We start from the raw sequence: 25,939 nt of genomic DNA, 5'->3' as shown, positions 1-25,939 counted from the left end.
CGCTGCCCGCAAGAATGCGCGTTCCGCGAAACCGAAACCGACCGCTTCCGATAACGGTTGAATTTATCGGTTTTTGACGCCTGCAAAACTGACTAGAGTGCTGCTCCCGGTCTCGCCGGAAGCGAGCGACGCAAAATGAAGGCACGCATGGAGACACCGTCGACCGTCATCGATCTCGCTTCGATCGTGCAAACCTCGCTGGCGCCTGTCTTTCTTCTCGCAGGCACTGCCGGCTTCGTCAGTGTCTATGCGACCCGTCTCGGCAGGGTGTCCGATCGGGTCAACGAGATCGGTGAGAAGGACGAGCAGAGCGATGCGCGGCGGATGCAGCTAACCTATCTGCGCCGGCGGACGCTGGCGCTGGAGATCGCCGTTGCCCTGGGGACTTTGGCGGCGATCTGCACGGGCTGTGCCATTCTCAACCTGCTGGCGGGCGCGCTTGCCTTCGGGTTTCGTGAGGACAACCTTTTCTGGTTTTTCGGCGGTGCGATCGTCTCGCTCATCGGATCACTTCTCGCGTTCCTGTTCGAGATGCTGATCGCCGGGCGCAACATGCTGCGCCAGATGCGGATCGATCAGGCAGAGCCGGACGGCGACTGACGCCGATGCTACCGTCAGCTTTCAGGTGAATTCGACGGTCGCCTGGGCCTCGCTGACCACCCACTCGATAAACACCTTGGCGAGCGGGGAGCTGTCCCGGTTCTTCTGCGTGACGATGTAGTAGCCTTTCGTCGCCGATTTGATGAAACCCTTGAGCGGCCGAACGAGCGCGCCCTGGGCAAGCTCCTCGGCTGCGGTGATGTTGTCGCCCATCGCAATCCCGATGCCGCAACGCGCGGCGGCCAGGTTCTGGTTGAAGTCTTCGAAACTCAGCCGGCGAACCGTCGCGGGAATTTCCTGTCCGTGATGCTTGAACCAGTCGTTCCAATGGGTGGAGCCGACGCCATCGAGAAGCACGTGCCGGGTCAGGTCCCGGGTGCGCTTGATGTCGCCATCACGGTTGATCAGGATCGGGCTGCAGACGGGAAAGAACTCCATCTGCTTGAGGGGTGTCGCTTCGCCCTTTGCGACTGCCGGGTCACCGAACATGATGGCAAGATCGGCCTGGCCGTCGGGGAACGGTTCGCCCCATTCCGGCATCGAGAGGATCTGAAGTTCGACGCGCTCGTGGCGGTCGTAGAATTTTCCAAGCCGCGGCACCAGCCAGCGGGTTGCGAAAGCCGGCATGCAGCGCACCGCCAGCCGTCCGGCGATCGGGTTGCGCTGGAGGCCGAGCACCGCATCGTTGAGGGTCTCGAAGGATTGGGTGAGCTTGGAGAACAGCTCCTGGCCTTCGGGCGTCAGGACGAAGCTGTCGCGCGATTTGACCGCAAGCGCAAAGCCGAAATGCTCTTCCAGTTGCCGGAACTGCTTGCTGACCGCTCCGGGCGTGACGTGCAGTTCGTGCGCGGCCTTTGTCAGGCTTTTGTTGCGGGCGCTCGCCTCGAAGGCGCGCAAGGCGTTGAGTGGCGGCAGTCTTGTCACGGATCTCGCTCCCCGATCTCGTCCATATATGAGAAAACCTCAATTGAAGGCGGAAATCAATTCGCTATGAGGGAGGAAAACGATCCGTTAGCATCTGCTTTAACGAAACGACGGGCTGCTATGACAGCCGGCCAACACCAAGGGAACCAGACATGAACGCCGTGCCGCCGAAGAAAAAGGATCTCTACTCCGCAACGATCAAGTATTTCGGCTCTGTCGCCGAACCCGCTTTCGAGGCGCCCGAGCGGCTGAGCAACCTCTGGGGTCGAAACTGGGGCTGCAACAACGACGTCGGACGGCTCCGCACCGTGCTGATGCACCGCCCGGGAGACGAGTTTTCCGTTATCGACCGCACCAAGCGCATTGAGGAAATCGGCACCTATGGCGACCTCGAGGCCGGCTGGTACTGGCAGAGCGACAGCATCCCGACCCTTGAGGAACTGCAGGCCCAGCATGATGGTCTCGCCGATTTGCTGCGGGCCGAAGGCGTCGAGGTCGTTTATGTCGAAGGCGTCGATCGCGGCCGCTTCAAGTCGGTCTACACCCGGGACTCGTGCATCGCCGTGAAGGGCGGGGCGATCATCCCGCGGCTGGCACCGCGCATGCGCCATGGCGAGGAACTCGCCGTGACCCGGACGCTGGCAAAACAGGGCATGCCGGTGCTTCGCACCCTGCACGGAACCGCGATGGCCGAAGGCGGCAGCTTTGCCTGGCTCAACAGCCGCACCGCCGTCATCGGCCGCGGCATCCGCATCAACGACGACGGCATCAGCCAGATCGCCGAGGTCCTGCGCTACCAGGGCGTTGAACTTCTGGTCGTCGACCTCTGCGGCTACGACATTCATATCGACGGCCATTTCCTGATGATCGACGTCGATCTCGCATTGGTCTGGCCGCGCGGCCTCTCCTTCGTCTTCCTGGAAAAGCTGCGCGCGCTCGGCATCCGTACGATCGAAATGAACGAGGACGACAATCCCTGGATCGTCAACGGCCTGGCGATTGCGCCCGGCCGGGTGATCATGCCGCGCGGCCTCTCCGACCAGACCCGCGAGGCGCTCGCCCGCCACAATGTCACCGTGCTTGAGATCGACTACGACAAGGTTCAGCTCAACGGCGGCGGCATCCATTGCTCGACCAGCCCACTGATCCGGGACAGCGTCGACTGAGCGGAGTTAGAGACCATGCCAGCCCATATTTCCATTCGCAAAGCCTGCAAGTCCTTCGGGACCTTCGAGGCCTTGAGAAACGTCTCGCTCGACATCGAGAAGGGAGAATTCCTCACCTTTCTCGGCCCGTCCGGATCGGGCAAGTCGACGCTTCTGAACGCGATCGCCGGCTTCGAGCCATTGTCGTCAGGCGCCATCTTGAGGAACGGTGAGGATATCGGCGCGACGCCGGCCGACAGGCGCAATTTCGGCATGGTGTTCCAGGGCTATGCGCTGTTCCCGCATCTGACCGTCGCCGAGAACATCGCCTTTTCGCTCCGGGTCCGGAAGGTGGCACGGGCGACGGCGGACGAGCGGGTGGCTCGCATGGTCGACCTCGTCGGCTTGAAGGGGCATGAACACAAGCGCCCCTCGGCATTGTCAGGCGGCCAGCAGCAGCGGGTGGCGCTGGCGCGCGCGCTGGTGTTCGAGCCGGAACTTCTGCTTCTCGACGAGCCGCTGTCGGCGCTCGACAAGAACCTGCGCGAACAGTTGCAGGACGAGCTGGTCGATATCCATCGGAAAACAGGAACGACCTTCCTGTTCGTTACCCACGACCAGATGGAAGCGATGGCCATGTCCGACCGGATCGCGATCTTCGATCGTGGCCGCATCGTCCAGCTCGACCGGCCGAACGTTCTCTACGACGAGCCGAATTCCCGCTTCGTCGCGGAGTTTCTCGGCACGATGAACTCGCTCCCGGTGACCCGGCAACGAGCGGTCGGTGGCGAGCTCCATGCGCATATCGGCGAGTTCGGCGTGCGCGCCGTCCTGCCCGGTGCAGACCAGTTGGAGGGCAAACCGGCCGTGCTCGCCATACGCCCCGAAAAACTGACGCTTTGCCGCGATCGGCCGAAGGTGGACCACAACCTTTTGCCGATGACCGTCGACGGCGTCGTCTTTCAGGGCGGCACGACCATCGTCAAAGGCACCGCTCCAGAGGGCACCAGCCTGACATTGACGACGGCCCGTGATGCGCTCGGTTTGCCGCCGGCGCGCGGCGAACAGCTCTGGGTGCACTGGGGCCACCTGGACGGACGGGTGCTCGCCGGCTGAGGGCGCCTTCAAATGCATGCGAACCAAACAACAACAAGGGGAAATGCTATGAAAAACGATCTGAAAGCGGAATGCCTCGAACTCCTGCGGGACGGTCATCTTGCCGGTCGCATCGACCGGCGGACGTTCCTGACGGGCCTCGTCCTGCTCGGCGTCGCACCACATCTTGGGGCCCGACCGGCTCGCGCAGCCGAAGGCCAGTTGGTGGTCACCAACTGGGGCGGCGACGCGGTCGGCGCATTTGAGGCGGCGCTGACCGCCAGCTACGCCGAACAGCAGGGCATTGCCGTCAAAATCGACGGCTCCGGACCGACCAAGGGTGCGATGAAGGCGCAGTTCGAAGGCGGTGCCGTTTCCTGGGATGTTTGCGACTGCGATCCGGGGGCTACGAAGTCGCTCGGCGAAGTCGGCATGATCGAGCCTATCGACTACAAGGTCGTCGATCGCGAGAAGGTGCAGGCGGGCTTTGCCTACGAATACAGCGTTGCCAACTATTTCCTGAGCTACGTCATCGCCTATGACGCCAAGCAGTTCGGCGACAACCCGCCAAAATCCTGGGCGGATTTCTGGAATGTCGAGAAGTATCCGGGCAAGCGGTCGCTCTACAAGTGGATGTCGGGCTGCATGGAGGCGGCACTTCTTGCCGACGGCGTGCCGATGGACCAACTGTACCCGCTCGACGAGGAGCGGGCGATCCGCAAGCTCAACGAGATCAAGCCGCACATCGTCAGCTTCTGGGACTCCGGTGCCGAAAGCCAGCAGTTGATGCGCGACGGCGAGGCGTCGATGGCGCTGCTGTGGCACACCCGGGCCAATCTCGTGGAAAAGGATACCGGTGGAGCGGTCAGCTGGACCTATGCAGAAGGTATTCTGGCACCTTCGGGTTGGGCCGTGATCAAGGGCAATCCAGCGGGATCTGCCCGTGCCATGGACTTCATCCGCTATTGCCAGGACCCGGCTCGCCAGGTCGATCTGCTGCGTACCCTCGGTTGCGGACCGAGCAATCCGCTTGCGCACGACCTCGTGCCGGCGGAGCTGAAGCGGCTGGATTGCAGCTCGGCTGAGAACATGGCGCAACAGGTGCTGATGGACATGGACTGGTATTCGGCCCGCGGTGATGCGGCGCTCGAAAAATATCTGGCGATGACCGCGTCATGATCGAGAGGCGTTTCCTGTTGCTCAAGCCCCTCGGCGCGAGCGGGTCGCTTGTCATGCTCTGGGCATTGCCGGTGATCCTCTTGGCTGCCTATGTGCTGCCCTTTGCCGGCGTGACGCTCTGGAGCGTCACGCGGCCCGAGCTCGGCGTCGGCAATTATGTCCGCATCTTCACCGGTGCGGACTTCCAGGCGATCTTCTTCAGAACCTTCTGGGTGTGCGTGTTGAGCACGGCGATCACCATCCCGATCGCCTATCTGCTCGCCTACTACTGGGTGATGGGCAGCGCGCGCCGCAGTCGGCTGATCGAGATCTGCATCTTCATTCCGTTCTGGATCTCGGTGCTGGTGCGCGCCTTCGGCTGGGTGGTCATCCTGCGCAACAACGGGCTTGCCAGCGACGTCGCAGCGGCCTTCGGTCTGAGCGGGCTTTCGACCGGCCGAAACGTCTGGTCGGTCATCACGGGCATGGTGCACTTCATGGTGCCCTTTGCGATCCTGCCGATGGCCTCTGTCATGCGCAAGATCGACAGGCGTGTGCTTCTGGCCGCACTCGGTCTCGGCTGCCGGCCGCTCGGGGTGTTCTGGCGGATCTACCTGCCGATGTCGTTGCCCGGCGTATTTTCGGCACTGGCCATGACCTTCATCTTCTCGCTCGGTTTCTTCGTCACGCCGATGATCCTCGGTGGCGGTCGGGTGGTGATGACGGCGGAATCGGTATTCGTGCAGATGTTCCAGACGGCCAATTGGGGGCTCGGTGCCGCCCTCGGTGTCGTATTGCTCGTCGTCGTCTTTGCCATCCTCTGGCTGTCGCAGCGCGTCATGCGCATCGAACAACTCATGTCGCGGTAGGTGGATCATGTTTGGTACATCACGTCTTGGCGGCTTTCTTGCCGGTGCGGCCGGGCTCTTCCTGCTCTTGCCTCTTGCCGCCGTCATCCCGTTTTCCTTCACCGCCAAGCGTTTCCTGTCGATGCCGGACGGGGCGTATTCGCTCAGGCATTACCTGGCGATCTTCGACCCCGATACCTGGCTTGCAAGCATCGGAACGAGCACGCTCGTCGCGCTGCTCTCGAGCGTCATTGCAACGGCGCTTGCGGCCGCCTTCGGCATCGGTATCTGGCTGCGGCGGCCGGCGAGCGGGCGTTTCCTGATCGGCCTGGTGCTGTTGCCGATCATCGTTCCGCCGGTCACTTCGGCCGTCGCGCTCTATTTCCTGCTGGCGCAGATCGGCCTGCTCGACACGATCCCCGGACTGGTGCTCTCCCATGTGGTGATGATCGTGCCGTTTGCCGTCATCGCCATCCTCGGCGCGCTCAGCCGGCTGGACCGGAACCTCGAGCTTGCCGCCCGAAACCTCGGGGCAAGCCAGTTGCAGTCGATCTTCCGGGTGATCCTGCCGAACATCCGCTTCGGCCTTTTCGCGGCCTGGTTCGTCAGCCTCGTCATGTCCTGGGAGGAGAGCTCCGTGACCCTGTTCGTCAGCGGCGTCAACGTCGTCACACTGCCGAAGCGCATTTGGGACAACCTGCGCCTGGATCTCGATCCGGCCGTGGCCGCCATATCGGTGATCATGATCGTCGCGACCACTTTGGTGATCCTTTTGCGGAAGTCGGAGACGTAGGCATCGCGAGTTTCCGGATGACAATCCGGTAGCGAAAACAGTCGCTTGCGGTTCAATGGCAATATCTGGCTGCGCTTGGCGGCCCCTCCCAGCGAAGGCGGCCTGCGGGCCGCCTTCGGCGTTTCGCAACGGCCGAAAACCATGACTGTCGGCGATACCCCCTCTGGGGGACTAACGCCCCTTCCGGACGCCACGCATAGTCCTTTCATGCCGAACGGTATCAGTTCGCTCCCGTCGGCTTAAGTGGAGGAGAACCATGCAGCGCGCCATCATAGAACCCAATCCGACACCGCCCGCCGACAGCAAGGCTGCGTCGCTGAGCAAGCCCGGCTCCCTTCTGCAGCATCCAAACAGCGTCGCCGCCGAGGTTCGAAACCTGCGCAAGACCTACAATGCCGGCACGCCGCAGGCCCACGAGGCGCTGAAGGACGTCAACCTCTCCATTCGCGCCAACGAATTCTTCACGCTGCTCGGTCCCTCTGGCTGCGGCAAGACCACCTTGCTGCGTATCCTCGGCGGGTTCGAGATGCTGACATCAGGCACCTGCCGGATCTTCGGCGAGGATGTCAGCCGCCTTCCACCGGAAGCGCGACCGGTCAACACTGTCTTCCAGCAATACGCGCTGTTTCCGCACATGACGGTCCGCCGCAATATTGCCTTCGGTCTGGAGATGCTCGGCAAGCCGCGCGCAGAGGTCGAACGCACCGTCGAGCGCATGCTCGATATGGTGCACATGACCGAATGCGCCGACCGCCGGCCAGACACGATGTCGGGCGGCCAGCGCCAGCGTGTTGCTCTTGCCCGTGCGCTGGCGCCGCAGCCGAAGCTGCTTTTGCTCGACGAGCCGCTGTCGGCGCTCGACCTGAAGCTCCGGCAGAAGATGCGGCTGGAGCTGAAGTCACTTCAGCGCGAGACCGGCATCACCTTCATCTTCGTCACCCATGACCAGGAAGAGGCGCTGGCGATGAGCGACCGGGTCGCCGTCATCAGCAACGGTCTCCTGCAGCAGGTCGGCACGCCCGAGGACATCTACGAACAACCGCAAAGCCGCTTCGTCGCCGACTTCATCGGTGAATCGAACCTGATCGCGGCGAAGGTCGCAGGTGTCACAGGCGGCGAGGCGGCCTTCGATATCGAGGGGCTTGACCAGGTTCATGCGCCGATCGCTGAACGCGTCGAAACCGGGCAGCAGGTCTGGCTCTCGATTCGCCCCGAACGGCTGGTGCTCGGCAGCGGGCCCAGCGACGGACAGGAACGCGCAAAGGTCACCGATCGCACCTATCTCGGCAATGCGGTCGAATACCACCTGCGCGCCGGCAACCACGCGCTGACGGCACGGTCGCCGCGTGGCGGCCTGCGCGGTCGCCAGGATTTCGCCCCCGGCGACGTCGTCAGCCTCGGTTTCGAGCCCGGCTCCGTGAAGGTTCTGCTGTCATGAGCGCCCGGCCTCTCGCCCTCTCTTCGCGCATTCCGGCCGGGCTCGCCCATGCCGGCCTGCTGTGGCCGTCGCTCGGTATCATTCTTGTGTTCATGGTCGCGCCGATCGCGATCATGCTCACCTATTCCTTTCTCGTGCCGGGCGCCTATGGCGGCGTCGAGTGGACGTTTACGACGGCGGCCTACGAGCAGATCCTGTTCGAGCGGGATTTCCTCGACGACAGCCTGACCTTTACGCCCGACTATCTGATCATCGTCGCCCGCTCGCTCATGCAGGCGTTTGTCGCGACGCTGCTCTGCCTCGTGATCAGCGTGCCGACCGCCTATTACATCGCCAACCGCACCGACCGGGTGAAGAACATCTGGCTCTTCCTGATCACGATCCCCTATTGGGTGAACCTCCTGATCCGCACCATCGCTTTGCTTTTCGTGTTGCGTGACGATGGCCCGGTCAACAGCGCTTTGCTCGACCTCGGTTTCATCGACCAGCCCCTGGCGCTGAGCTACAACGGCTTTGCCATCTCGCTCGGGCTGATCTACTCGTTCCTGCCCTTCATGGTGCTGCCGCTCTATTCGGCCTTCGAGCGCTTCGATTTCCGCCTGCTGGAAGCCGCCTACGATCTCTATGCCAGCCGCAGGGTCGCCTTCTTCCGCATCGTGCTGCCGGTCATGCGACCCGGGCTAATCGCCGGCAGCCTGCTCGTCTTCATTCCCTCGGTTGGCTCCTACCTGGCGCCCGACATTCTCGGTGGCGGCAAGACGCTGATGATCGGCAACCTGATCGGAACGCAGTTCCAGGCGGCGCGCAACTGGCCGTTCGGTGCGGCGCTGTCGATGATCCTGCTCACCATCACCCTCATCGTCCTTCTCTGGCTGGCGCGACGCGCCGCCCAGCAGCAAGAGCAGCACTGAGAGAGGTCCGCCATGTCCATCGCCCGCTTGCGCGACCTGCGTGTCTTTCCCGGCTTCGGCCTTCTTTCCGTCGGCTGCGTCGTCTTCCTCTATGCGCCGATCGTCGTTTTGGCGATCTACTCCTTCAACGATGGCCGCTCGGTCACCCGCTGGACCGGCTTTTCGTTCCGCTGGTACCAGACCGTCTTTGCCAATCAGAACATTCAGACGGCCGCCATCAACTCGGTGGTGATCGCCATCATCGCGGCGACCGTCGCCACGGTCTTTGCGCTTGGCGCAGCCATAGCGACCGTCAATCGCAAGAAGGGCGGCGGCGAGGGCGCCTATGTCGTTCTCACCTTCCCGCTGATGGTGCCGGAAATCGTCACCGCCGTCGCCTCGCTGGTGTTCTTCGTCGCGGTCGGCATCAGTCTCGGCTTTGCCACCATCCTGATTGCCCACATCGTCTTCTGCATCCCCTTTGCCTACCTGCCGATCAAGGCACGGCTCGAAAGCATGGACGCGACGCTGCCGTCGGCTGCGGCCGACCTCTATGCCTCGCCGGCCAAGGCCTTCCTGCGCATCACCCTGCCTTTGCTGGTGCCGGGCCTCGTCTCCGGCTGGCTGCTCGCCTTCATCATCTCACTCGACGATTTCATCATTACCGCGCTCGTCGCCGGCCCCGGCGCTACCACCCTGCCGCTCCACATCTACGGCATGCTGAGGCTTGGCATGACGCCGGAGGTCAATGCGATCTCGACGCTGATGCTCGCCGCCTCGACCGTGCTGGTCTTGATTTCGGGACTGCTGGGGCAGGCGGGCCGCAAGCACTGACATCGCGAAAACTCAACGAAAATCAAAACAAGAAAGGGAACATCAGATGAAAAAAGCTGCCGTCTTTACCGCCCTGCTTGCCTCCACCCTTGCCGGACCCGCATCGGCCGCCGGCGACCTCTTCATCTACACCTGGGGCGAATACACGCCGCCGGAGATGGTGGAGAAATTCGAGAAGACCTATGGGGTCAAGGTCCATATCGACACTTACGACTCCATGGAGACCATGCTCGCCAAGCTGAAGTCGGGAGCCGGCGGCTACGACATCATCGTGCCTGGCCACGATACGATGACGATCCTGATCGGCGAGAATCTGCTCGAGCCGATCAATGTCGCGGCGATGCCGAACTATCAGCATGTCGACGAGATGTGGCGGGACGTCTTCTGGGACAAGGGTCGCCTTTACTCGGCCCCCTGGGCCTGGGGCTCGACCGGTCTTGCCGTCGACCGCGACATCGTCAAGGGCGACGACACCTCGCTGAAGATCCTGTTCGAACCGGATGATGCGGTGAAGGGCAAGATCAACATGCTGCGCGACGTCAATGACGTCATCAACATGGCGCTACGCTACCTCGGCAAGCCGCGCTGCAACGACAATCCCGAGGACCTCAAAGCGGTTCTCGACCTGCTCTCGACGCAGAAGCAATTCGTCAAGAGCTACAACTCCGAGACCAAGGAACTTCTGGTTTCGGGCGAGGCGGCCGTTTCGATGAGCTGGAACGGTTATGCCATGCGCGCCCGCGACGAGCGACCGTCGATCGAATACATCTATCCGAAGGAAGGCTACACCGGCTGGATGGACAATGTCGCGGTGCCGAAGGGCGCGCCGGACCTCGAGAACGCCAAGCTCTGGATCAATTTCATCATGGATCCGGAAAACGCGGCGATGATCACCAACTACGCCCGCTACGCCAACGGCATCAAGGGGTCGGAAGCATTCGTCGACAAGGCGCTCGCCGGTGCACCCGAACTCAGCCCGCCCGAAAGCGCGCCGGCGCCGGAATTCCTAACCGCCTGCACGCCCGCCGTCACCAAACTTTACGACCGCGTCTGGACCAAGCTTCTGCGGTGACGCCGATCTCGCAGACCATGCCTCATGCCATTCTGGAGAAACCAATGACCATCGTTCAATCCGTCGTTCCCGCCGATCGGCCGAACGCCCGCTCGGCCTTCGAGAAGGACCGGGATCACGTCCTGCACCCCTATACCGACTTCTCGACCTTTGCTGCGACCGGCAGCCAGATCATCGAGAAGGCCGAGGGCGCCTATGTCGTCGACAATGCCGGGCGCCGACTGCTCGACGGCATCGCCGGTCTCTGGTGCGTCAACATCGGCCATGGCCGTCGCGAGATGGCCGATGCGATTGCCGCCCAGGTCATGGACATGGACTATTACAATCCCTTCGGCGCGTCGGGGAACGTGCCGGCCGCAGAACTCGGAGCGCGGCTTGCGGAGCTTGCGCCCGGAAGCCTCAACCATGTCTATTACACCTGCGGCGGTTCGACCGCGAACGATGCGGCGATCCGCATCGTGCACTACTACTTCGCCATGCGCGGCAAGCCGGGCAAGCGCAAGATCATCTCGCGCAACAACGGCTATCACGGCGCGACCTATGTGGCGGCGGCGCTGACCGGTATTCACGGCACCAAGTATGGCTTTGCCCAGGTCGGCGAGGATTTCATCCACCACATCTCGGCTGCCGATTGTTACGCCCGCCCTGATGGTATGACCGAGGAGGCCTATTGCGACCTGCTGGTGCGCGAATTCGAGATGCGCATCGAACAGCTCGGCCCCCAGAATGTCGCCGCGTTCATCGCCGAGCCGATCATGGGTGCCGGCGGCGTGCTCGTCGCACCGAAGGGCTATCACAAACGCATGCAGGCGGTCTGCCGTCGCAACGATATCCTCTATATCGCCGATGAAGTCGTGACTGGCTTCGGCCGCTTGGGCGAATGGTTCGCGTCCGACGCGATCTACGGGACCCAGCCGGACATCCTGGTTTCGGCCAAGGGCATCACATCCGGCTATATCCCGCTCGGCGCAACCCTGCTTTCCGACGAGATCTACGACGTCATCAGCCGTCCGCAATGCGAAGGCGGCGTGTTCTCGATGGGTCTTACCTATTCCGGGCATCCGGTCGCCTGTGCGGCGGCGCTTGCCAACATCGAGATTATGGAGCGCGAACGGTTGCTGCCGCATGCAGCACGGACTGGCGCATACCTGCAGAAGCAGGCGAAGGCCCTGCTCGCCCACGACATCGTTGGCGACGTGCGCGGCGCCGGTCTGATGCTCGGAATCGATCTGGTCGCCGACAAGGCGACGAAGCAGCCGCTGCCGATCTACGAGAAAGCAAGCGAAACCATCTTCCAGGGTTGCGTTGCTCGCGGCGTCGTCGTTCGCCCGGTCGGCAACCGGCTCATTGTGTCGCCACCTTTGATCGTCACGGAGGCCGAATGCGACGCGATCGTTTCCGCTTTGTCGGAATCGATTGCTGCCTTCACGGCATCCCGCCGCAGCGCTGCTTGAGGAGCAAGACATGAGCGAAGTCACCGTCGCAGCGACGCAGATGGCCTGCGGCTGGAACATCTACGAGAACATCGAAAAGGCCGAGGAACTGGTGCGGCTTGCGCACGAGGATGGTGCGCAGATCATCCTTCTGCAGGAGCTGTTCCAGACACCTTATTTTTGCCTGGAGCAGACGATCCACCATCTCGATCTCGCCGCGAGCCTCGGCGAGGATCGCGCCATCAGGCATTTTCGCACGGTTGCGAAAGAGCTCGGCGTGGTTCTGCCTATTTCCTACTACGAGAAGGCCGGGCCGGCGCAATACAATTCGCTGGCGATCATCGATGCGGACGGCGAGATCCTCTGGAACTACCGCAAGTCCCATATTCCGCAGGCGCCGGGTTATGAGGAGAAGTTTTATTTCAGCCCCGGCGATACCGGCTTTCGTGCTATCGATACGAAATACGCGCGGATTGGCTGCGGCATCTGCTGGGATCAATGGTTCCCGGAAACCGCCCGGGCACTCGCCTTGCAAGGGGCGGAACTTCTGCTCTTCCCGACGGCGATCGGCAGCGAACAGAACGTCGAGATCGACAGTTCCGGCCATTGGCGTCGCACGATGCAGGGGCATGCGGCCGCCAACATGATCCCGGTGATCGCCTCCAACCGGGTTGGCCGGGAGGCAGCCGGCAACAGCGAGGCGCTGTTTTATGGCACATCCTTCATTGCCGACCAGACGGGGGCGATCGTTGTGGAGGCGAGCCGGACCGACGAAACCTATCTGACGGCACGTTTCGATCTTGATGCGGTCCGCGCCTTCCGGCGCAGCTGGGGCATCTACCGCGACCGCCGGCCGGATCTCTACGGCGCCATTCGCACCCTCGATGGCCAGACGGCGATTGGCTGACGGTCGCCTGCAAATTTCTCAACGACAACAGGAAGAGCCAGGTCTTCGGTCGTCTGCGATTTCGCAGATGACGGGGCCGGGCGAAAGGATATGAAATCATGAAGAACCAGACACCACGCGAAGCCGGGTTTCGCATGCCGGCCGAATGGGAGCCGCATAAGCGCACCTGGATGATGTGGCCATGCCGTCACGAAGTCTGGGACGACATTGCCGCCACCCGCCGCGACTATGCGGCCGTCGCCCATGCGATCCGCGAGTTCGAGCCGGTGACGATGGCCGCGCGTGCGGAGGATATGGCAGAGGCACGCGCCATCCTCGATCCGTCGATCGATCTCGTCGAGGCCGATATAAACGACAGCTGGGCACGTGATGCCGGGCCGTGCTTCCTGACGGCTGCCGACGGCCGGCGCGCCGGCGCCCGCTTCAAGTTCAACGCCTGGGGCGGAAAATATCATCCGTTCAATGGCGATGCCGCGTTTTCCGGGCTGGCGCTGGAGAAGGCAGGGGTCGCAGGTTTCGTCTCGAACCTGATTGCCGAAGGTGGCGGTGTCAGCGTCGACGGCGAGGGCACGATCATCACCACCGAGACCTGCTTTCCGAACAGCAACCGCAATCCCGGCTGGAGCCGCGACGACATCGAGCGCGAGCTCCTCGACATGCTCGGCGGTGAAAAGGTGATCTGGCTGCCCGGCAATCCGATCGAGGACGAGACCGACGGCCATGTGGACGGCATCGCCGTTTTCGTCGCGCCCGGCGTCGTCCTGATGGAAAGCCCTGGCGAGGGGGGGAGCAAGGAGGAGGACGAGTGGAACCACTACATCCGCCTGAACCTCGAGGCGATGCAGGGCCAGACCGACGCCAAGGGCCGGCCGATCCGGATCGTCACGGTTCCCGAAGCCGTCGATGCGCCGTCGGATCATCCGAAGTTCTGCCGTTCCTACGTCAATTCCTACCTCGTCAATGGCGGCGTGATCATGCCGTGTTACGGCATCGAGTCCGACACGGTCGTGCGGCAGATGTTCCGGTCGCTGTTTCCGGACAGGCGGGTCCGTGAGGTCCGCATCGACGCCATTGCCATCGGTGGCGGCGGCATCCATTGCATTACCCAGCAGGAACCGCTTTGATCGTCGAGGGATTCTTGACGACAAGGCGGGGAATGACGGGATTTCCGTTTGAGCAGATGACATTGATCGGCAAGGCCGTGGCTGCGATCGGCAGCCCGGCCTTTCCGGATGCGTTGAGGCAATTGTGCCTCGACGTCTACGGCTTCGACAGCCTGTTCGTTTCGGTCTTTTCCACGGACCAGCCGCCGCTGCAGCTTTATAGCGACCTCGATCCCGAGGCGACCCGTCGCACTGTCGGCCCCTATCTCAGCTTCGCCTATTTGCTGGATCCGTTCTACAGCCTCTACAGAAGCGATCCCGGCGACCGGGTGGTGAGCCTCGACGACTGCGCCCCGGACGATTTTCGCACGAGCGAATACTACCGCATGTTCTATTCGGAGACCGGGCTCTACGACGAAATCGTCATGCTGGTCGCAAGTGCCGAGGGCACCGCGATCGCACTTTCGCTCGGGCAGCGGACAGAGGACTGCCGTCCCGGGCCGCAGGCCCGCGCCCATCTCGACGGGCTGTTGCCTGTTGTCTCCGAGCTTTGCCGCAAGCACTGGCCGCAACCGATCGCCAACCAGGGACATGGCGAGCCGGCGGCCGATACGGTCTTTGCCACGCTGTCGCAGTTGAAGGTGAGCACGCGCGAGGGCGAGATCATCCGGCTGATGCTGAAGGGGCATTCGACCAAGAGCATTGCGCGCATTCTCGGCAACAGCCCGGAGACGGTGAAGGTCCACCGCAAGCGCATCTATTCCAAGCTCAAGATTTCCTCGCAGGGCGAGCTGTTCTCGCTCCTGCTTGGCGGTACAGGCGGGTAAAGACGCCGCTTTCACGCGAGGGCTTGCGGCAAGCAGAGCCCTGCAACGACAGATGCCGTGCGTTCGCATGAACGCACGGCATTTTAGCGCTTAGTGTTCGGAGAAAAGACCTTCCGCATCATAGACTGGCTCGCCCTGCAGAAGCGTCGCTTCGACGGCGGCCTTGCCGATCTCCTTGACCGGGACCTCGAAGATATCCTTGTCGATGACGACGAGGTCCGCGAACTTGCCTGGCTCGATCGTGCCCGTCTTGTCGTCCTGGTTCAGAAGCTTCGCCGGGTTGATCGTCATCCATTTGACGGCCGTTTCGACATCCGGCGCGCCATCCTTCTTGCGCTGAAGGGCGGTCTGGATCTTGACGAGCGGTGACAGTTCATCGGCGTCGAAATCGCTGCTCATCACCACGGTTGCGCCCGTCTTCTCGATGCTTCCGGCCGGCATCATGGTGTCGGCGCGATCGCCGATGAACTTGCGGATGAAGGCATCATATTCCCGGCTGAGCGAACTTGGTGCCAGCTGGAAATCGGCAACGACGCCCTCGTCCTTGAAGCGGCCGTAATCGGCCTTGTCGAGCAGGTAGATATGCGTCAACCGGTGCGGACCCGGCGCCGGGTCGGACTGTGCGATGGCGTCAAGCGCCAGGCGCGCACCGCGGTCACCGGTCACGTGATAGTGCAGCTTGAAGCCCTTCTGCGAAAGAACCTTGGAGTAGCGGTCGAGCGTCGCCTCGTCGAAATAGAGGAACCCGCTATCGAAGCCGTGGTCGATGCCCGGACCCTTTCTGTAGGGCGCAAGCAGGGCACCGGTGCGCTGCTCGAGGATGCCGTCGACATAGATCTTCACCTGGTTGAACTTCAAAAGCCGGTTCGGATCGCTGCTGTAGAAACTTGACAGCTTTTCCACCTGCTCGTCGAAAGGCAGGTCGGGATAGACGTAGACTGCGTTGGCGGCCCTCAACGTCAGTGTGTCGTTCTTCTCCGCCATCTCCCAGGCCTTCAGGTGCCCCTGCGGCCAGAAGCCGCCGGCATCGCTGACGGTGGTGATGCCGTTTTCGGCCATCGTCTTTAACGTCGGCAGCATGCTTTCATAGGCAAACTTGACGTTTTCGGGTGTATCCGGAAAGGCGAGGTTGCGCAGCTTCTGCTGGGCGTTTTCGAGCACGATGCCATTTGGGGCGCCGGTCTTCTTGTCGCGCAGGATGATGCCGCCCGGCGGGTTGCCGTCGATCTTGTCGTAACCGGCAGCCTCAAGCGCGACGCTGTTGGCCCAGGCGCCGTGGCCGATGTCGTCGAGGATCAGGATCGGCCTGTCCTCGGAGATCTCGTCCAGCACGCCGACCGGGTCGTCGGTTTCGTCGAGCAGATTGGTCATGCTGACGCCGGAGCCGACCACCCATTCGTTGTCGCTCTGCTTGACGCAATCGCGAACGGTGTCCTTGGTCTCCTCAAGAGAGGCGAAGGGCTCGAACTCGCAGAGGCTGGCATTGACCCCGGCCTCGATCAGATGCACGTGGGCATCCTGGAAACCCGGCAGGAGCATCCGGCCGCCGAGCTTGACGACGTGGGCGTCCGCTCCGGCTTTCTCAAGGACAGCCGCCTCGTCGCCGACGGCAAGGATCACCCCGTCGTCGTCGATCGCCACCGCCTCGGCCAAGGGGGCGGCGGGGTTCATGGTGCGGACCTTGGCGTCGGTGATGACGAGCGTCTCGGCGGCGGCGCCGGCAGCGGCGCTGCAAAGTGCCGAGGCTGCGAGAAGCAGGCCGGTCAGCGACCGCAGCGTTCTCCTGGTGTTTGGGGCCATGGGGTTCGTACCTTTCCTGTCGAATGTTCTAGATATCACGCCCCTCACATCAATGCAGGTGAACTCTCCGATAATCGATGCTGCGGGCGCTTGGGTGCCGACACCACGTGTGGTGGGCTGTCGGCTGTCGCCGGCGCTCAGTCGAGCGTCACCCAGACGGATTTGGACTGGGTGTTGTCGAGGAGCGCCTGCAGACATTTGTCCCGGCCGTGGCCGGAGAGTTTCCAGCCGCCCCAGGGCTGGCTCATGTCGCCGTTCATATAGCCGTTGATCCAGACCATGCCGCATTCGAGATCGTGGGCGATGCGGTGGGCTTTGCCGAGGTTGGACGTCCAGACGCCGGCGGCCAGGCCATAGGGGCTGTCGTTGGCGATCCTGACGGCGTCCTCTGCTCCGTCATGGGCAATGATCGCGCCGACCGGGCCGAAGATTTCTTCCCGCGCAATCGTCATGCGGCTGTCGACGCCTGCAAAGAGTGTCGGCTCCACGAAGCATGCTTCGCTTGACGCCCGATCGAGCGCGCCGCCAATCACGGGTTTCGCCCCGTCCTTGCGCGCCCCGTCGATATAGTCGAGCACCCGTCCCTGATGGGCCTTGTTGACGAGCGGTCCCATCGTCGTCGTCGGGTCGAGCGGATCTCCCGGCCGATACTTCCAGGAAGCGTGCCCTGCGAGGAGCTCGCAGAATTCGTCGTGAATGCTGCGCTCCACCAGAATACGGGAACCGGCCGAGCAGACTTCGCCCTGGTTGCCGAACAGTCCGTCGGCGACCTTCTCGGCAACCGTCGACAGGTCCTCCACATCGGCAAGTACGATCTGCGGCGACTTGCCGCCAAGCTCGGCCGAAACCGCCTTGAGGTTCGTATCTGCGGCGTAGCGATACATCTGCCGGCCGATTGCCGTCGAGCCGGTGAAGGCGATCTTTTCGACATGCATCGAACGTGCCAGCGCCTGGCCGGCGACGGCGCCGCGTCCCGGCACGACGTTGAGGACGCCGTCCGGTCCACCCGCCTCCAGAAAAAGGCGACCGAGCAGAAGGGCGCTCAGCGACGTGTCCTCGGCCGGCTTGAGGACGACACTGTTGCCGGCGGCAAGGGCCGGTGCGATCTTCCAGACCGCCATCATCAGCGGATAGTTCCACGGCGTGATGCAGCCGACGACGCCCAGCGGCTGGCGCAGGATGTAATGCAGCGCGTCCGGATTGGTGAGCGGTGCAGAGCCTGCGATCTTGTCGATGCTCTCGGCCATATAGCGCATGGTCAGCACTGCGCCGGGCACGTCGATCGTGCACATCTCGGCGATCGGCTTGCCCATTTCCATCGTGTCGAGCACTGCCAGGATGTCGCGGTTCTCGGCGATCAATTCGGAAAACCGAATGAGGATGTGTATCCGCTGCCGGAGCGGCATGCGCGACCAGACACCCTGTCGAAACCGCTTGGCCGCGACCTCGCAGGCCGCCTCGATGTCGGTGGCGTTGCCGCAAGCGACATTGGCGACGAGAGCGCCGGTTGCCGGATTGATCGACGCCAGCGTTTCACTGTCGGCGGCTGCGCGAAACTGCCCGTCGATCAACAGTCGCGTCTCGGGGCGGAGTGCGTCCGCAATGCGGTGCCATCGTCTGTCCGGTGTCGTGTCCATGACCTGCCTCCACGGTTGACCTTGCCTCCGTTCTAGCGAGCGGGAGAGAGCCCGGCACAGTCCCCCTCATGGGTGACTGGCGCTCCCTCGAATAGCCACGGACCTTGGCGGCGACGAACACATGGGTTCGGAGGACAGGATGCGAAGCGGGATCGACGGGGATCGTTTGTGGGCACGGCTGATGGCGATGGCCGACGTCGGGCCGACGGCGGAAGGAGGCTCGTGCCGACAAACGCTTTCGGACGCGGACGAAGCCGGCCGCGCGCTGTTTCTCGGCTGGTGTGAGGCGCGTGGCTACGACATCCGCAAGGATCGGATCGGTAATCTCTTCATTCGCCGTCCCGGTCTCGACCCCGAAGCATCGCCGGTCCTGATCGGCAGTCATCTCGACACACAGCCGACCGGCGGACGCTTCGACGGCGTGCTCGGCGTGCTTGCCGGACTTGAGGTCTTGGAGACTCTGGACGATGCGGCGGTGGAAACCGCCCGGCCGATTGATCTCTGTGTCTGGACCAATGAAGAAGGCTGCCGCTTCCAGCCCGCGATGATGGGGTCGGGTGTTGCCTGTGGCGTGCTCGACCTGGAAAAGGCCCTGTCGGCGCGTGACAGCGCCGGGATCGTGTTGGCCGACGAGATCGCCCGGCATGGGTACGATCGCGAGGTTGTACCCGGCCTACCGGGTGCGGATTGCTACCTCGAGCTCCATATCGAGCAGGGCCCGATCCTGGAAGCGGAGGCAAAGACCATTGGCGTCGTTACCGGCGGCCAGGGTATCCGCTGGTACGAGATATCGGTTCGCGGCGAGGAAACCCATGCCGGCCCGGTGCCGATGGCGCTGCGCAAAGACCCGGTGCCGGTGCTCATGCATGTGATCGAGCTCGTGCATGCGATCGGTCGCGTCGACGAGGATGCACGCTGCACGATCGGCCGGATCGACCTGTCTCCTGGTGCGATCAACGTCGTCCCCGGGCGCGCAGACATGACGGTAGACTTGCGGCATCCCGACGAAGCCGTACTCGATAGCATGCACCAACGGCTGACGGACGGACTGGAGACACTTCGTCAGCGCCATAAAGCGATCGATCTTCAGGGGCGCCTGACCTGGCATTCGCCGGTGATCGCCTTCGACCGCGATTTGATCGCGGCCGTTCGAGCAAGCGCAAGCGAGCGCCAGCTCTCCCATCGCGACATCGTCTCCGGCGCCGGCCATGACGCGTTCAATCTGGCGCGCCGGCTGCCGACCACGATGATCTTCGTACCCTGCCGCGACGGGGTCAGTCACAATCCGCGCGAATACGCGTCACCCGACGACGTCACCGCCGGCGCGAACGTACTCCTCGACGTCACATTCGATCGTGCGTCGGCGTGATGGGCCCGCAAGACGTGGACGGGAGCAACGGAATTGTCGGCCCCGCACGGGAGAGAACATCGACGGGACGCATCGGCTGAGCCGTAAAGCTGCCGTTGAATGGTCAGCAAATGGCCCCGATACGGCCGCATCGAGCCCATTCCAGCGTTCCATCGTCGCGGCGCATTCGGTATCCGGCCGACCTTGGGGGCGATTGAAAGTCAGTGTCGCTCCCGATCACGTCATGCGCATCAGAGAGGAATGAATATGATCACCGGTTACAAACCCGTCGCGTCACTCGCAGCCGCGGTCTTCAGCTTCATGGTCGTCAGTCCCGCATCCGCCCTTGAGATCGCTCAGGCTGAAACGACCCAGCCGACGCAGGGCCAGGCTGGCAACAAGGCCCCGGACGCTGCAATCAGCGACCAGAAAATCGAGGCCTTCGCGGTTGCCTATCTTCAGGTCGATAAGGTGAGGCAGGAATATTCCGCCAAGATAGAAGCTACGTCGGATGCAACGGCGAAGAAGGACCTGGAGACCGAAGCCAGCAAGAAAATGGTAGAGGCCGTCCAAGCCTCACCGACCATTTCGATCGAAGAGTATTCGGCAATCCTGACAGCTGCACAGAGCGATCCGGCAGTCGCCAAGAAGATTCAGGCAAAACTCCAAGACACGGCTCCCGCACAGCAATAGCTGGGCTTGGATGCAACCCGTTTGACTGAGATAAATGGGTAGCCCGCACCAGGTTGCGGGCTACCCGCTATGAAATGGATCTTCGCCGATCTGCCTGGCCAAGGTCCAGCGGCTTCAAGATCGCCTGGTTAACCTCTCCCGCTGTCCTTTGACCTACGCGCGTTCGCGATCTACGTCGCTGAAGCCGGCAAAAAGCGCTTCAGTTCGGGCGCCTGGCAAGAATTCCGGCGAGTGCCGTAATCTCGCGCTCGAGCACTTCGGGCGTTATCCCGATGAACCGTCCTTCGAGGCTGAGAGAGATCACGCCATGCACGGCGGCGAAGAACGTGCGGGCACGAATTGCCACGTCTTCCCGGCTGGCATGCGGCAATTGCTGCGCGAGCGGTGCTGCGATGAGACCGATCAGGAAGCCATGTTCGGCAAGATGCCACTCGGGGACCGGGGCGCCCTCGGGCATTCTGTGTTCGAAAAGCGCCGCCCATAGATTGCGCTCCGCGAGCGCGAAACGGAGATAGGCGAGCGACAGGCTCAGGAAGGTTTCCTGAACATCCGCCGCCGGCAGGACCGCCGAATTGAGGGCGGCTTCCAGGCGCTTCAGTGTACCCGAATTGACATGCAGGATCAGCCCGTCGAGATCATCGAAGACGGTGTAGAGCCCACCGAGTGCCGCACCTGCACGCTCGGCTATGTCGCGGGCGCGCAGGTTCTTCAATCCTTGCTCCCGGATCAGCTCCGTGCCGGCGGCAACAAGCCTCGATCTCAGATCTTCCTTCTTCGCTTCACGCTTTCCGACCACTGGTCACCTCTTTTTGAACGGCGTTCATTTTTATATTGAACAACGTTCATTTTTATGAGAAAACATTATTGAACATTGTTCATACATGGAGGTGAGGAGATGTTCAAACAAATCGTAACGCTCATGCGCGGTCGTGCCCATAGGGCGGAAGAAGCCTTCACCGATCGGCATGCGCTTCCCATTCTGGCGCAGCAGATACGCGATGCTGCCCGCGGTGTCGAAAGCGCGCGTCGGGCCGTCGCCTTGGCGATAGCGCAAAATCGCCTGGAAAAGGAAAATGCCGAGAGACTTTCGGCTCACATCGAGGAGCTCGAAATCCGCGCCATTGCAGCGCTTGAAAAGGGGCGAGGGGATCTGGCCGCGGAAGCCGCAGCCTCGATCGCGCGACTGGAAACCGAATTGCAGAACGCGCGCCAGGTTCAGGCGGAATTTGCAGACGGAATAGATCGGCTAAGGCAAGCGGTGCGGCAGAGCGAAACGCGCCTGGCGGCGCTGCGCCGCGGCGAACGCCTGGCCGCCGCACGTGACCGGACGCAGCGGCTTTCCCGCGAGGTGCCCGGCAACGATCTGGCGACACTCGGCGACGCCGAGGCAACGCTCGCGCGGCTCGCAACGCGCCAGCGCGAGGCTGAATTGACCGCCGAGGCGCTGATTGAGCTTGAAGAGCGGCCGGATCCGGCAGCACTTGCCCAGAAACTGGCCGCGGCCGGTTGCGGGCGTCCTCTCGTGACAAGCGCCGACGACGTGCTCGAGCGCCTGCGCGCCAAGATGAACCTCACGCTTTGAAACCTCTGTTTCTCAAAGGACAACGACGATGAACGACAGCCTGATGAAACACTCCCCGGCCTGGACCTCTTTTTCCTATGTTAGCTTCGGCGTGGCCGCCTTCATGGTGGTGATTGGCCTTTACATGATGCCGATCGACCTCTGGGGCAAAGGCTACCTGGCCATGGGCATCCTGATGCTGCTGCAGACGGCCGTGAACGTGACCAAGACGCTGCGCGACAATCTGGAGGCAGAAAAGCTCATCCGCAGGATCGATGATGCCAAGACCGAGAAATTGCTGCTCGGCATCAAGGCGGACGAAGTTTAAATCCTCGTTAGCCTTGTCGTGATGGCTAGCAACCTGTGGACGAGTGCGTAACTATTTTCATCTAGAACGCTCAAAAAAGGGAGACGTTCCGTGAAAAACAATCTGATGACTTCCCGGCGCTTTGCGCCACTCTTCTGGACGCAGTTTCTATCGGCGTTCAACGACAATTTTCTTAAGAATACGCTCGTCTTCCTCATCCTCGCAACCGTGGCGGCCGATGACGCGGGATCGCTCGTCACGCTGGCCGGCGCCGTCTTCATGGCGCCGTTCCTGCTCTTTTCCGCGCTTGGCGGCGAACTCGCCGACAAGTTCGACAAGGCGATCGTTGCCGAGAGACTGAAGCGCTGGGAGCTTGCGGCCGCCGGTGTCGCGGTTGTCGGGATTGCCTTCTCCTCCATCGCGGTGCTGCTGGTTGCACTCTTTCTGTTCGGCGCGATCTCCGCGCTCTTCGGGCCGGTCAAATACGGCATCCTGCCCGACCACCTGGAGCGCAAGGAACTGCCGCGCGCCAACGCCTGGATCGAAGGGGCAACCTTCATCGCCATCCTCAGCGGCACGGTCGTGGCAGGGCTTGCCGCGGCCGATGGCGTCGATCCCTGGGTGTTCGGTCCCATGATGCTCGGCCTGGCGCTCGCCTGCTGGCTTTCCAGCCGTTACATCCCTCGTCTCGGCGCAAAGGCTCCGGATCTCGTCGTCGATCGCAACGTCCTGCGCTCGACCGGTCGGCTCGTTGCCTCTTTGCGCGGCGACCAGCGGCTTTGGCGCACCGCGCTGATGGCCGCCTGGTTCTGGCTGGCGGGCGCCATCGTGTTGTCGCTGCTGCCGCCCATGGTGAAGAACCATCTCGGCGGCGACGAGACGGCGATCACCGCCTATCTCGCCGTTTTTGCCATCGCAATCGGCATTGGCTCGGCAATTGCCGCCTGGATGTCGGCCGGACGCATCGTGCTCCTGCCGGCCCCCGTCGGCACCCTGATCATGGCGCTGTTCGGTCTCGATCTCGCCTGGTGCGTGGGACAAGCCGGCACAGTCGCTCCGGCTGAGACGCTCTCTGCCTTCTTCGCCAATCCCTATACGGTGCGTATCGCCATCGATCTTGCCGGCATGGCGATCGCCGGTGCCTTCCTCGCCGTTCCCACGCTCGCAGCGCTTCAGGCCTGGGCGCAAGAGGACCAGCGGTCGCGCGTCATCGGTGCGTCGAACGTGCTGTCTGCAGCCTTCATCACCACCGGCGGCGGCCTTGTCGCCATCCTGCAGGCGTCCGGAATGTCGACACCGGTGCTCTTTGCCGGTCTCGCCTTTGCCAATGCCGTTGCGGCCTGGGTCATGCTGCGCACGCTGCCGACCAACGCTTTCCGCGATTTCGTCTCCATCCTCTTCCGCGCCTTCCTGCGTCTGGAAGTCGAAGGCCTCGACAATCTCAAGAAGGCCGGTCGCGCACCGATCATTGCGCTCAACCATGTGTCCTTCCTCGACGGCGCGCTGGCGCTGGCGCTGACCGAAGAGGAGCCGACCTTCGCGGTCGACTACACGATCGCCAAGGCCTGGTGGGTAAAGCCGTTCCTGAAGATGTGCAACTTCCTGCCGCTGGATCCGTCAAAGCCGATGGCAACGCGTACGCTTATCAAGACGGTCAACAACGGTGAGCCGCTGGTGATCTTCCCTGAGGGCCGCATCACGGTGACCGGCGCCTTGATGAAGGTCTATGACGGCGCCGCGATGGTGGCCGACAAGACCGGCTCCATGGTCGTGCCGGTGCGCATCGACGGGCTGGAGAAGAGCTACTTCTCGCGCCTCAGTTCCATGCACGTGCGCCGCCGCCTGTTCCCGAAGGTGAAGGTGACCATTCTGGAGCCGGTTCGCCTGTCTGTGCCGCAAGAGCTGAAGGGCCGCAAGCGGCGCATGGCCGCGGGTGCCGCGCTCTACCAGGTCATGTCGATGCTGATGTTCCGCACCACCGACACAGACACCACCGTGCTCGAAAAGGTGATCAAGACCGCCAAGGAGCGTGGGTTCAACAAGCTCGCCGTGCAGGACCCGGTTACCGGTTCGCTCACCTATGGCAAGCTGTTGACCGGTGCGGCCGTGCTCGGCGCCAAGTTCCAGTCGCTCTTCCCGAATGAAAAGGCGCTCGGCGTTCTCCTGCCCAACGCCAACGGTGCGGTCGCCACCATCCTCGGCGTGATGTCGGCCGGCAAGGTCCCGGCCATGCTCAACTTCACCGCCGGTGCGGCCAACATCACCTCGGCCTGCAAGGCAGCCGAGGTCCGTCATGTGTTGACGTCGCGTGCCTTCGTCGCTCAGGCGAAACTCGGGCCTGTCGTCGAGGAATTGTCGAAGACGGTGGAGATCGTCTGGCTCGATGATCTGCGCCAGACGATCGGACTTGCCGACAAGTTGCGTGGTCTGCTGCGAAAGGGGCGGCCGCTTGTGCGGCGCACGGCCGACGAGCCGGCGGTCATTCTCTACACCTCCGGATCCGAGGGGACGCCGAAGGGCGTGGTGCTGACACACCGCAACATCCTCTCCAATGCGGCCCAGGCCGCGTCGCGCATCGATTTCCACTCGGGCGACAAGGTGTTCAACATCCTGCCGGTGTTCCATTCCTTCGGTCTCACGGCCGGAACGGTCCTGCCGCTCATCTCCGGCGTGCCGGTCTATTTCTACCCGTCGCCACTGCACTACCGGATCATCCCGGAACTGATCTATGCGTCCAACGCGACCATCATCTTCGGGACCGACACGTTCCTGAACGGTTATGCCCGGACGGCGCATCCCTATGACTTCCGCTCGATCCGCTACTGCTTCGCCGGTGCCGAACCGGTCCGTGCCGCAACGCGTGCGCTCTACATGGAAAAATTCGGCGTCCGCATCCTCGAAGGCTATGGCGTGACCGAGGCCGCGCCGGTGATCGCGCTGAACACGCCGATGTTCAACAAGGCCGGTAGCGTCGGCAAGATCATGCCGGGCATGGAATACAGGCTCGACGCCGTGCCGGGCGTCACCGAAGGCGGTCGTCTCTTCATCCGTGGCGCCAACGTCATGGCCGGGTATCTTCGCGTAGAGGCGCCCGGCGTGCTCGAGCCGACGCCCGACGGCTGGCATGACACCGGCGACATCGTCACGGTCGATGAAGACGGCTTCATCGTCATCCGCGGGCGGGCCAAGCGTTTCGCCAAGATCGGCGGCGAGATGGTGTCGCTTGGCGCTGTTGAAGCGCTGGCGGGCGAGATGTGGCCCGGCCAGTTGACGGTCGTCGTGTCGTTGCCTGATCCCAAGAAGGGTGAGCGTCTGGTCATGCTCACCGATGCTCCTGGTGCGACACGTGCCGCCTTCCTCCGCTTCGCCAAGGACAGGGGGGCGATGGACATGATGGTTCCCTCTGACGTGAGGGTGGGTGCCGTACCGGTGCTTGGGACCGGCAAGGTGGACTTCGTCAGTGCGCAAAGGCTTCTTGCCGAGACGGCAACGACCGAGAATGCCGCCTGATAATGTCGAAAAGGGA

23 protein-coding genes are annotated in these 25,939 nt (G+C 62.7%); 19 read left to right on the top strand and 4 right to left on the bottom strand.

Features of this window, described 5'->3' with window-relative positions; translation table 11 throughout:
* The first annotated feature begins 147 nt into the window (after positions 1-147).
* A complete protein-coding gene (locus OKW20_RS20330; protein WP_429174702.1) occupies positions 148-600 on the top strand; it encodes a DUF2721 domain-containing protein in 453 nt (150 codons plus the stop codon).
* Positions 601-621: 21 nt separating this feature from the next.
* On the opposite strand, the gene OKW20_RS20325 is transcribed toward OKW20_RS20330, so the two are convergent.
* On the bottom strand, positions 622-1,524 hold the full coding sequence (locus OKW20_RS20325) for a LysR substrate-binding domain-containing protein (protein WP_429174700.1): 903 nt from the start codon (positions 1,522-1,524) through the stop codon (positions 622-624).
* 152 nt (positions 1,525-1,676) lie between these two features.
* On the opposite strand from OKW20_RS20325, the gene OKW20_RS20320 reads away from it, so the two are divergent.
* The 13 genes from OKW20_RS20320 to OKW20_RS20260 all read left to right on the top strand — a co-directional run bounded on the left by OKW20_RS20320 (position 1,677) and on the right by OKW20_RS20260 (position 15,067).
* A complete protein-coding gene (locus OKW20_RS20320; protein ID WP_429174699.1) occupies positions 1,677-2,690 on the top strand; it encodes a dimethylarginine dimethylaminohydrolase family protein in 1,014 nt (337 codons plus the stop codon).
* 15 nt (positions 2,691-2,705) lie between these two features.
* Positions 2,706-3,785 (top strand): ABC transporter ATP-binding protein, encoded by a 1,080-nt coding sequence (locus tag OKW20_RS20315; protein ID WP_429174697.1) that lies wholly within the window; start codon positions 2,706-2,708, stop codon positions 3,783-3,785.
* Positions 3,786-3,833: 48 nt separating this feature from the next.
* On the top strand, positions 3,834-4,943 hold the full coding sequence (locus OKW20_RS20310; RefSeq protein WP_429174695.1) for an ABC transporter substrate-binding protein: 1,110 nt from the start codon (positions 3,834-3,836) through the stop codon (positions 4,941-4,943).
* Complete coding sequence (locus OKW20_RS20305) at positions 4,940-5,791, top strand: ABC transporter permease (protein ID WP_402324538.1); 852 nt, start codon at positions 4,940-4,942, stop codon at positions 5,789-5,791. The genes OKW20_RS20310 and OKW20_RS20305 overlap by 4 nt, the downstream gene beginning before the upstream one ends.
* A 7-nt stretch (positions 5,792-5,798) precedes the next feature.
* The gene (locus OKW20_RS20300) at positions 5,799-6,563 is read left to right on the top strand and encodes an ABC transporter permease (protein ID WP_043623998.1); all 765 of its coding nucleotides are present in this window, start codon (positions 5,799-5,801) and stop codon (positions 6,561-6,563) included.
* Positions 6,564-6,819: 256 nt separating this feature from the next.
* Complete coding sequence (locus OKW20_RS20295; RefSeq protein ID WP_429174693.1) at positions 6,820-8,001, top strand: ABC transporter ATP-binding protein; 1,182 nt, start codon at positions 6,820-6,822, stop codon at positions 7,999-8,001.
* Positions 7,998-8,912 (top strand): ABC transporter permease, encoded by a 915-nt coding sequence (locus tag OKW20_RS20290; RefSeq protein ID WP_429174691.1) that lies wholly within the window; start codon positions 7,998-8,000, stop codon positions 8,910-8,912. The genes OKW20_RS20295 and OKW20_RS20290 overlap by 4 nt, the downstream gene beginning before the upstream one ends.
* Positions 8,913-8,924: 12 nt before the next feature.
* Positions 8,925-9,725, top strand: coding sequence for an ABC transporter permease (locus OKW20_RS20285; RefSeq protein WP_052202055.1), 801 nt, complete (start codon positions 8,925-8,927; stop codon positions 9,723-9,725).
* 46 nt (positions 9,726-9,771) lie between these two features.
* Positions 9,772-10,797 carry an extracellular solute-binding protein gene (locus tag OKW20_RS20280; RefSeq protein ID WP_052202054.1) on the top strand — a complete coding sequence of 342 codons (1,026 nt, stop codon included), beginning with the start codon at positions 9,772-9,774 and terminating at the stop codon, positions 10,795-10,797.
* Positions 10,798-10,841: 44 nt separating this feature from the next.
* The gene (locus tag OKW20_RS20275) at positions 10,842-12,251 is read left to right on the top strand and encodes an aminotransferase (protein ID WP_429174689.1); all 1,410 of its coding nucleotides are present in this window, start codon (positions 10,842-10,844) and stop codon (positions 12,249-12,251) included.
* A 10-nt stretch (positions 12,252-12,261) separates the two neighbouring features.
* On the top strand, positions 12,262-13,137 hold the full coding sequence (gene aguB, locus OKW20_RS20270; RefSeq protein ID WP_429174687.1) for an N-carbamoylputrescine amidase: 876 nt from the start codon (positions 12,262-12,264) through the stop codon (positions 13,135-13,137).
* Positions 13,138-13,235: 98 nt separating this feature from the next.
* Positions 13,236-14,261 carry an agmatine deiminase family protein gene (locus OKW20_RS20265; protein ID WP_429174685.1) on the top strand — a complete coding sequence of 342 codons (1,026 nt, stop codon included), beginning with the start codon at positions 13,236-13,238 and terminating at the stop codon, positions 14,259-14,261.
* Positions 14,262-14,293: 32 nt separating this feature from the next.
* Entirely contained in the window at positions 14,294-15,067 is a 774-nt protein-coding gene (locus OKW20_RS20260) for a helix-turn-helix transcriptional regulator (RefSeq protein ID WP_082006186.1), read from the top strand.
* 90 nt (positions 15,068-15,157) lie between these two features.
* Here the strand turns inward: OKW20_RS20260 and OKW20_RS20255 are convergent, their stop codons facing one another.
* Positions 15,158-16,867 (bottom strand): amidohydrolase, encoded by a 1,710-nt coding sequence (locus tag OKW20_RS20255; protein ID WP_429174683.1) that lies wholly within the window; start codon positions 16,865-16,867, stop codon positions 15,158-15,160.
* Positions 16,868-17,004: 137 nt separating this feature from the next.
* Entirely contained in the window at positions 17,005-18,504 is a 1,500-nt protein-coding gene (locus OKW20_RS20250) for an aldehyde dehydrogenase family protein (RefSeq protein WP_429174682.1), read from the bottom strand.
* A 139-nt stretch (positions 18,505-18,643) separates the two neighbouring features.
* Here OKW20_RS20250 and OKW20_RS20245 point away from each other — a divergent pair, with 139 nt between their 5' ends.
* Together OKW20_RS20245 and OKW20_RS20240 are read left to right on the top strand one after the other, a co-directional pair.
* The gene (locus OKW20_RS20245; protein WP_429174679.1) at positions 18,644-19,873 is read left to right on the top strand and encodes a Zn-dependent hydrolase; all 1,230 of its coding nucleotides are present in this window, start codon (positions 18,644-18,646) and stop codon (positions 19,871-19,873) included.
* Between the two features lie 246 nt (positions 19,874-20,119).
* Positions 20,120-20,545: a DUF4168 domain-containing protein gene (locus OKW20_RS20240; RefSeq protein WP_429174677.1), complete on the top strand. Its 426-nt coding sequence runs from the start codon at positions 20,120-20,122 to the stop codon at positions 20,543-20,545.
* A gap of 199 nt (positions 20,546-20,744) precedes the next feature.
* On the opposite strand, the gene OKW20_RS20235 is transcribed toward OKW20_RS20240, so the two are convergent.
* Positions 20,745-21,341: a TetR/AcrR family transcriptional regulator gene (locus tag OKW20_RS20235; RefSeq protein WP_043623975.1), complete on the bottom strand. Its 597-nt coding sequence runs from the start codon at positions 21,339-21,341 to the stop codon at positions 20,745-20,747.
* Between the two features lie 99 nt (positions 21,342-21,440).
* Here OKW20_RS20235 and OKW20_RS20230 point away from each other — a divergent pair, with 99 nt between their 5' ends.
* From OKW20_RS20230 to OKW20_RS20220, 3 genes are all read left to right on the top strand, one after another.
* Positions 21,441-22,127: a PspA/IM30 family protein gene (locus OKW20_RS20230; RefSeq protein ID WP_429174675.1), complete on the top strand. Its 687-nt coding sequence runs from the start codon at positions 21,441-21,443 to the stop codon at positions 22,125-22,127.
* Positions 22,128-22,155: 28 nt separating this feature from the next.
* A complete protein-coding gene (locus tag OKW20_RS20225) occupies positions 22,156-22,434 on the top strand; it encodes a YiaA/YiaB family inner membrane protein (RefSeq protein ID WP_034796305.1) in 279 nt (92 codons plus the stop codon).
* Positions 22,435-22,524: 90 nt separating this feature from the next.
* Positions 22,525-25,923: an acyl-[ACP]--phospholipid O-acyltransferase gene (locus OKW20_RS20220; RefSeq protein WP_429174674.1), complete on the top strand. Its 3,399-nt coding sequence runs from the start codon at positions 22,525-22,527 to the stop codon at positions 25,921-25,923.
* Positions 25,924-25,939 lie beyond the last annotated feature (16 nt).

The organism is Ensifer sp. LBL (genome assembly GCF_050435225.1).
GTDB lineage: Bacteria > Pseudomonadota > Alphaproteobacteria > Rhizobiales > Rhizobiaceae > Ensifer.
This window is presented reverse-complemented; position numbering and strand designations above follow the sequence as displayed.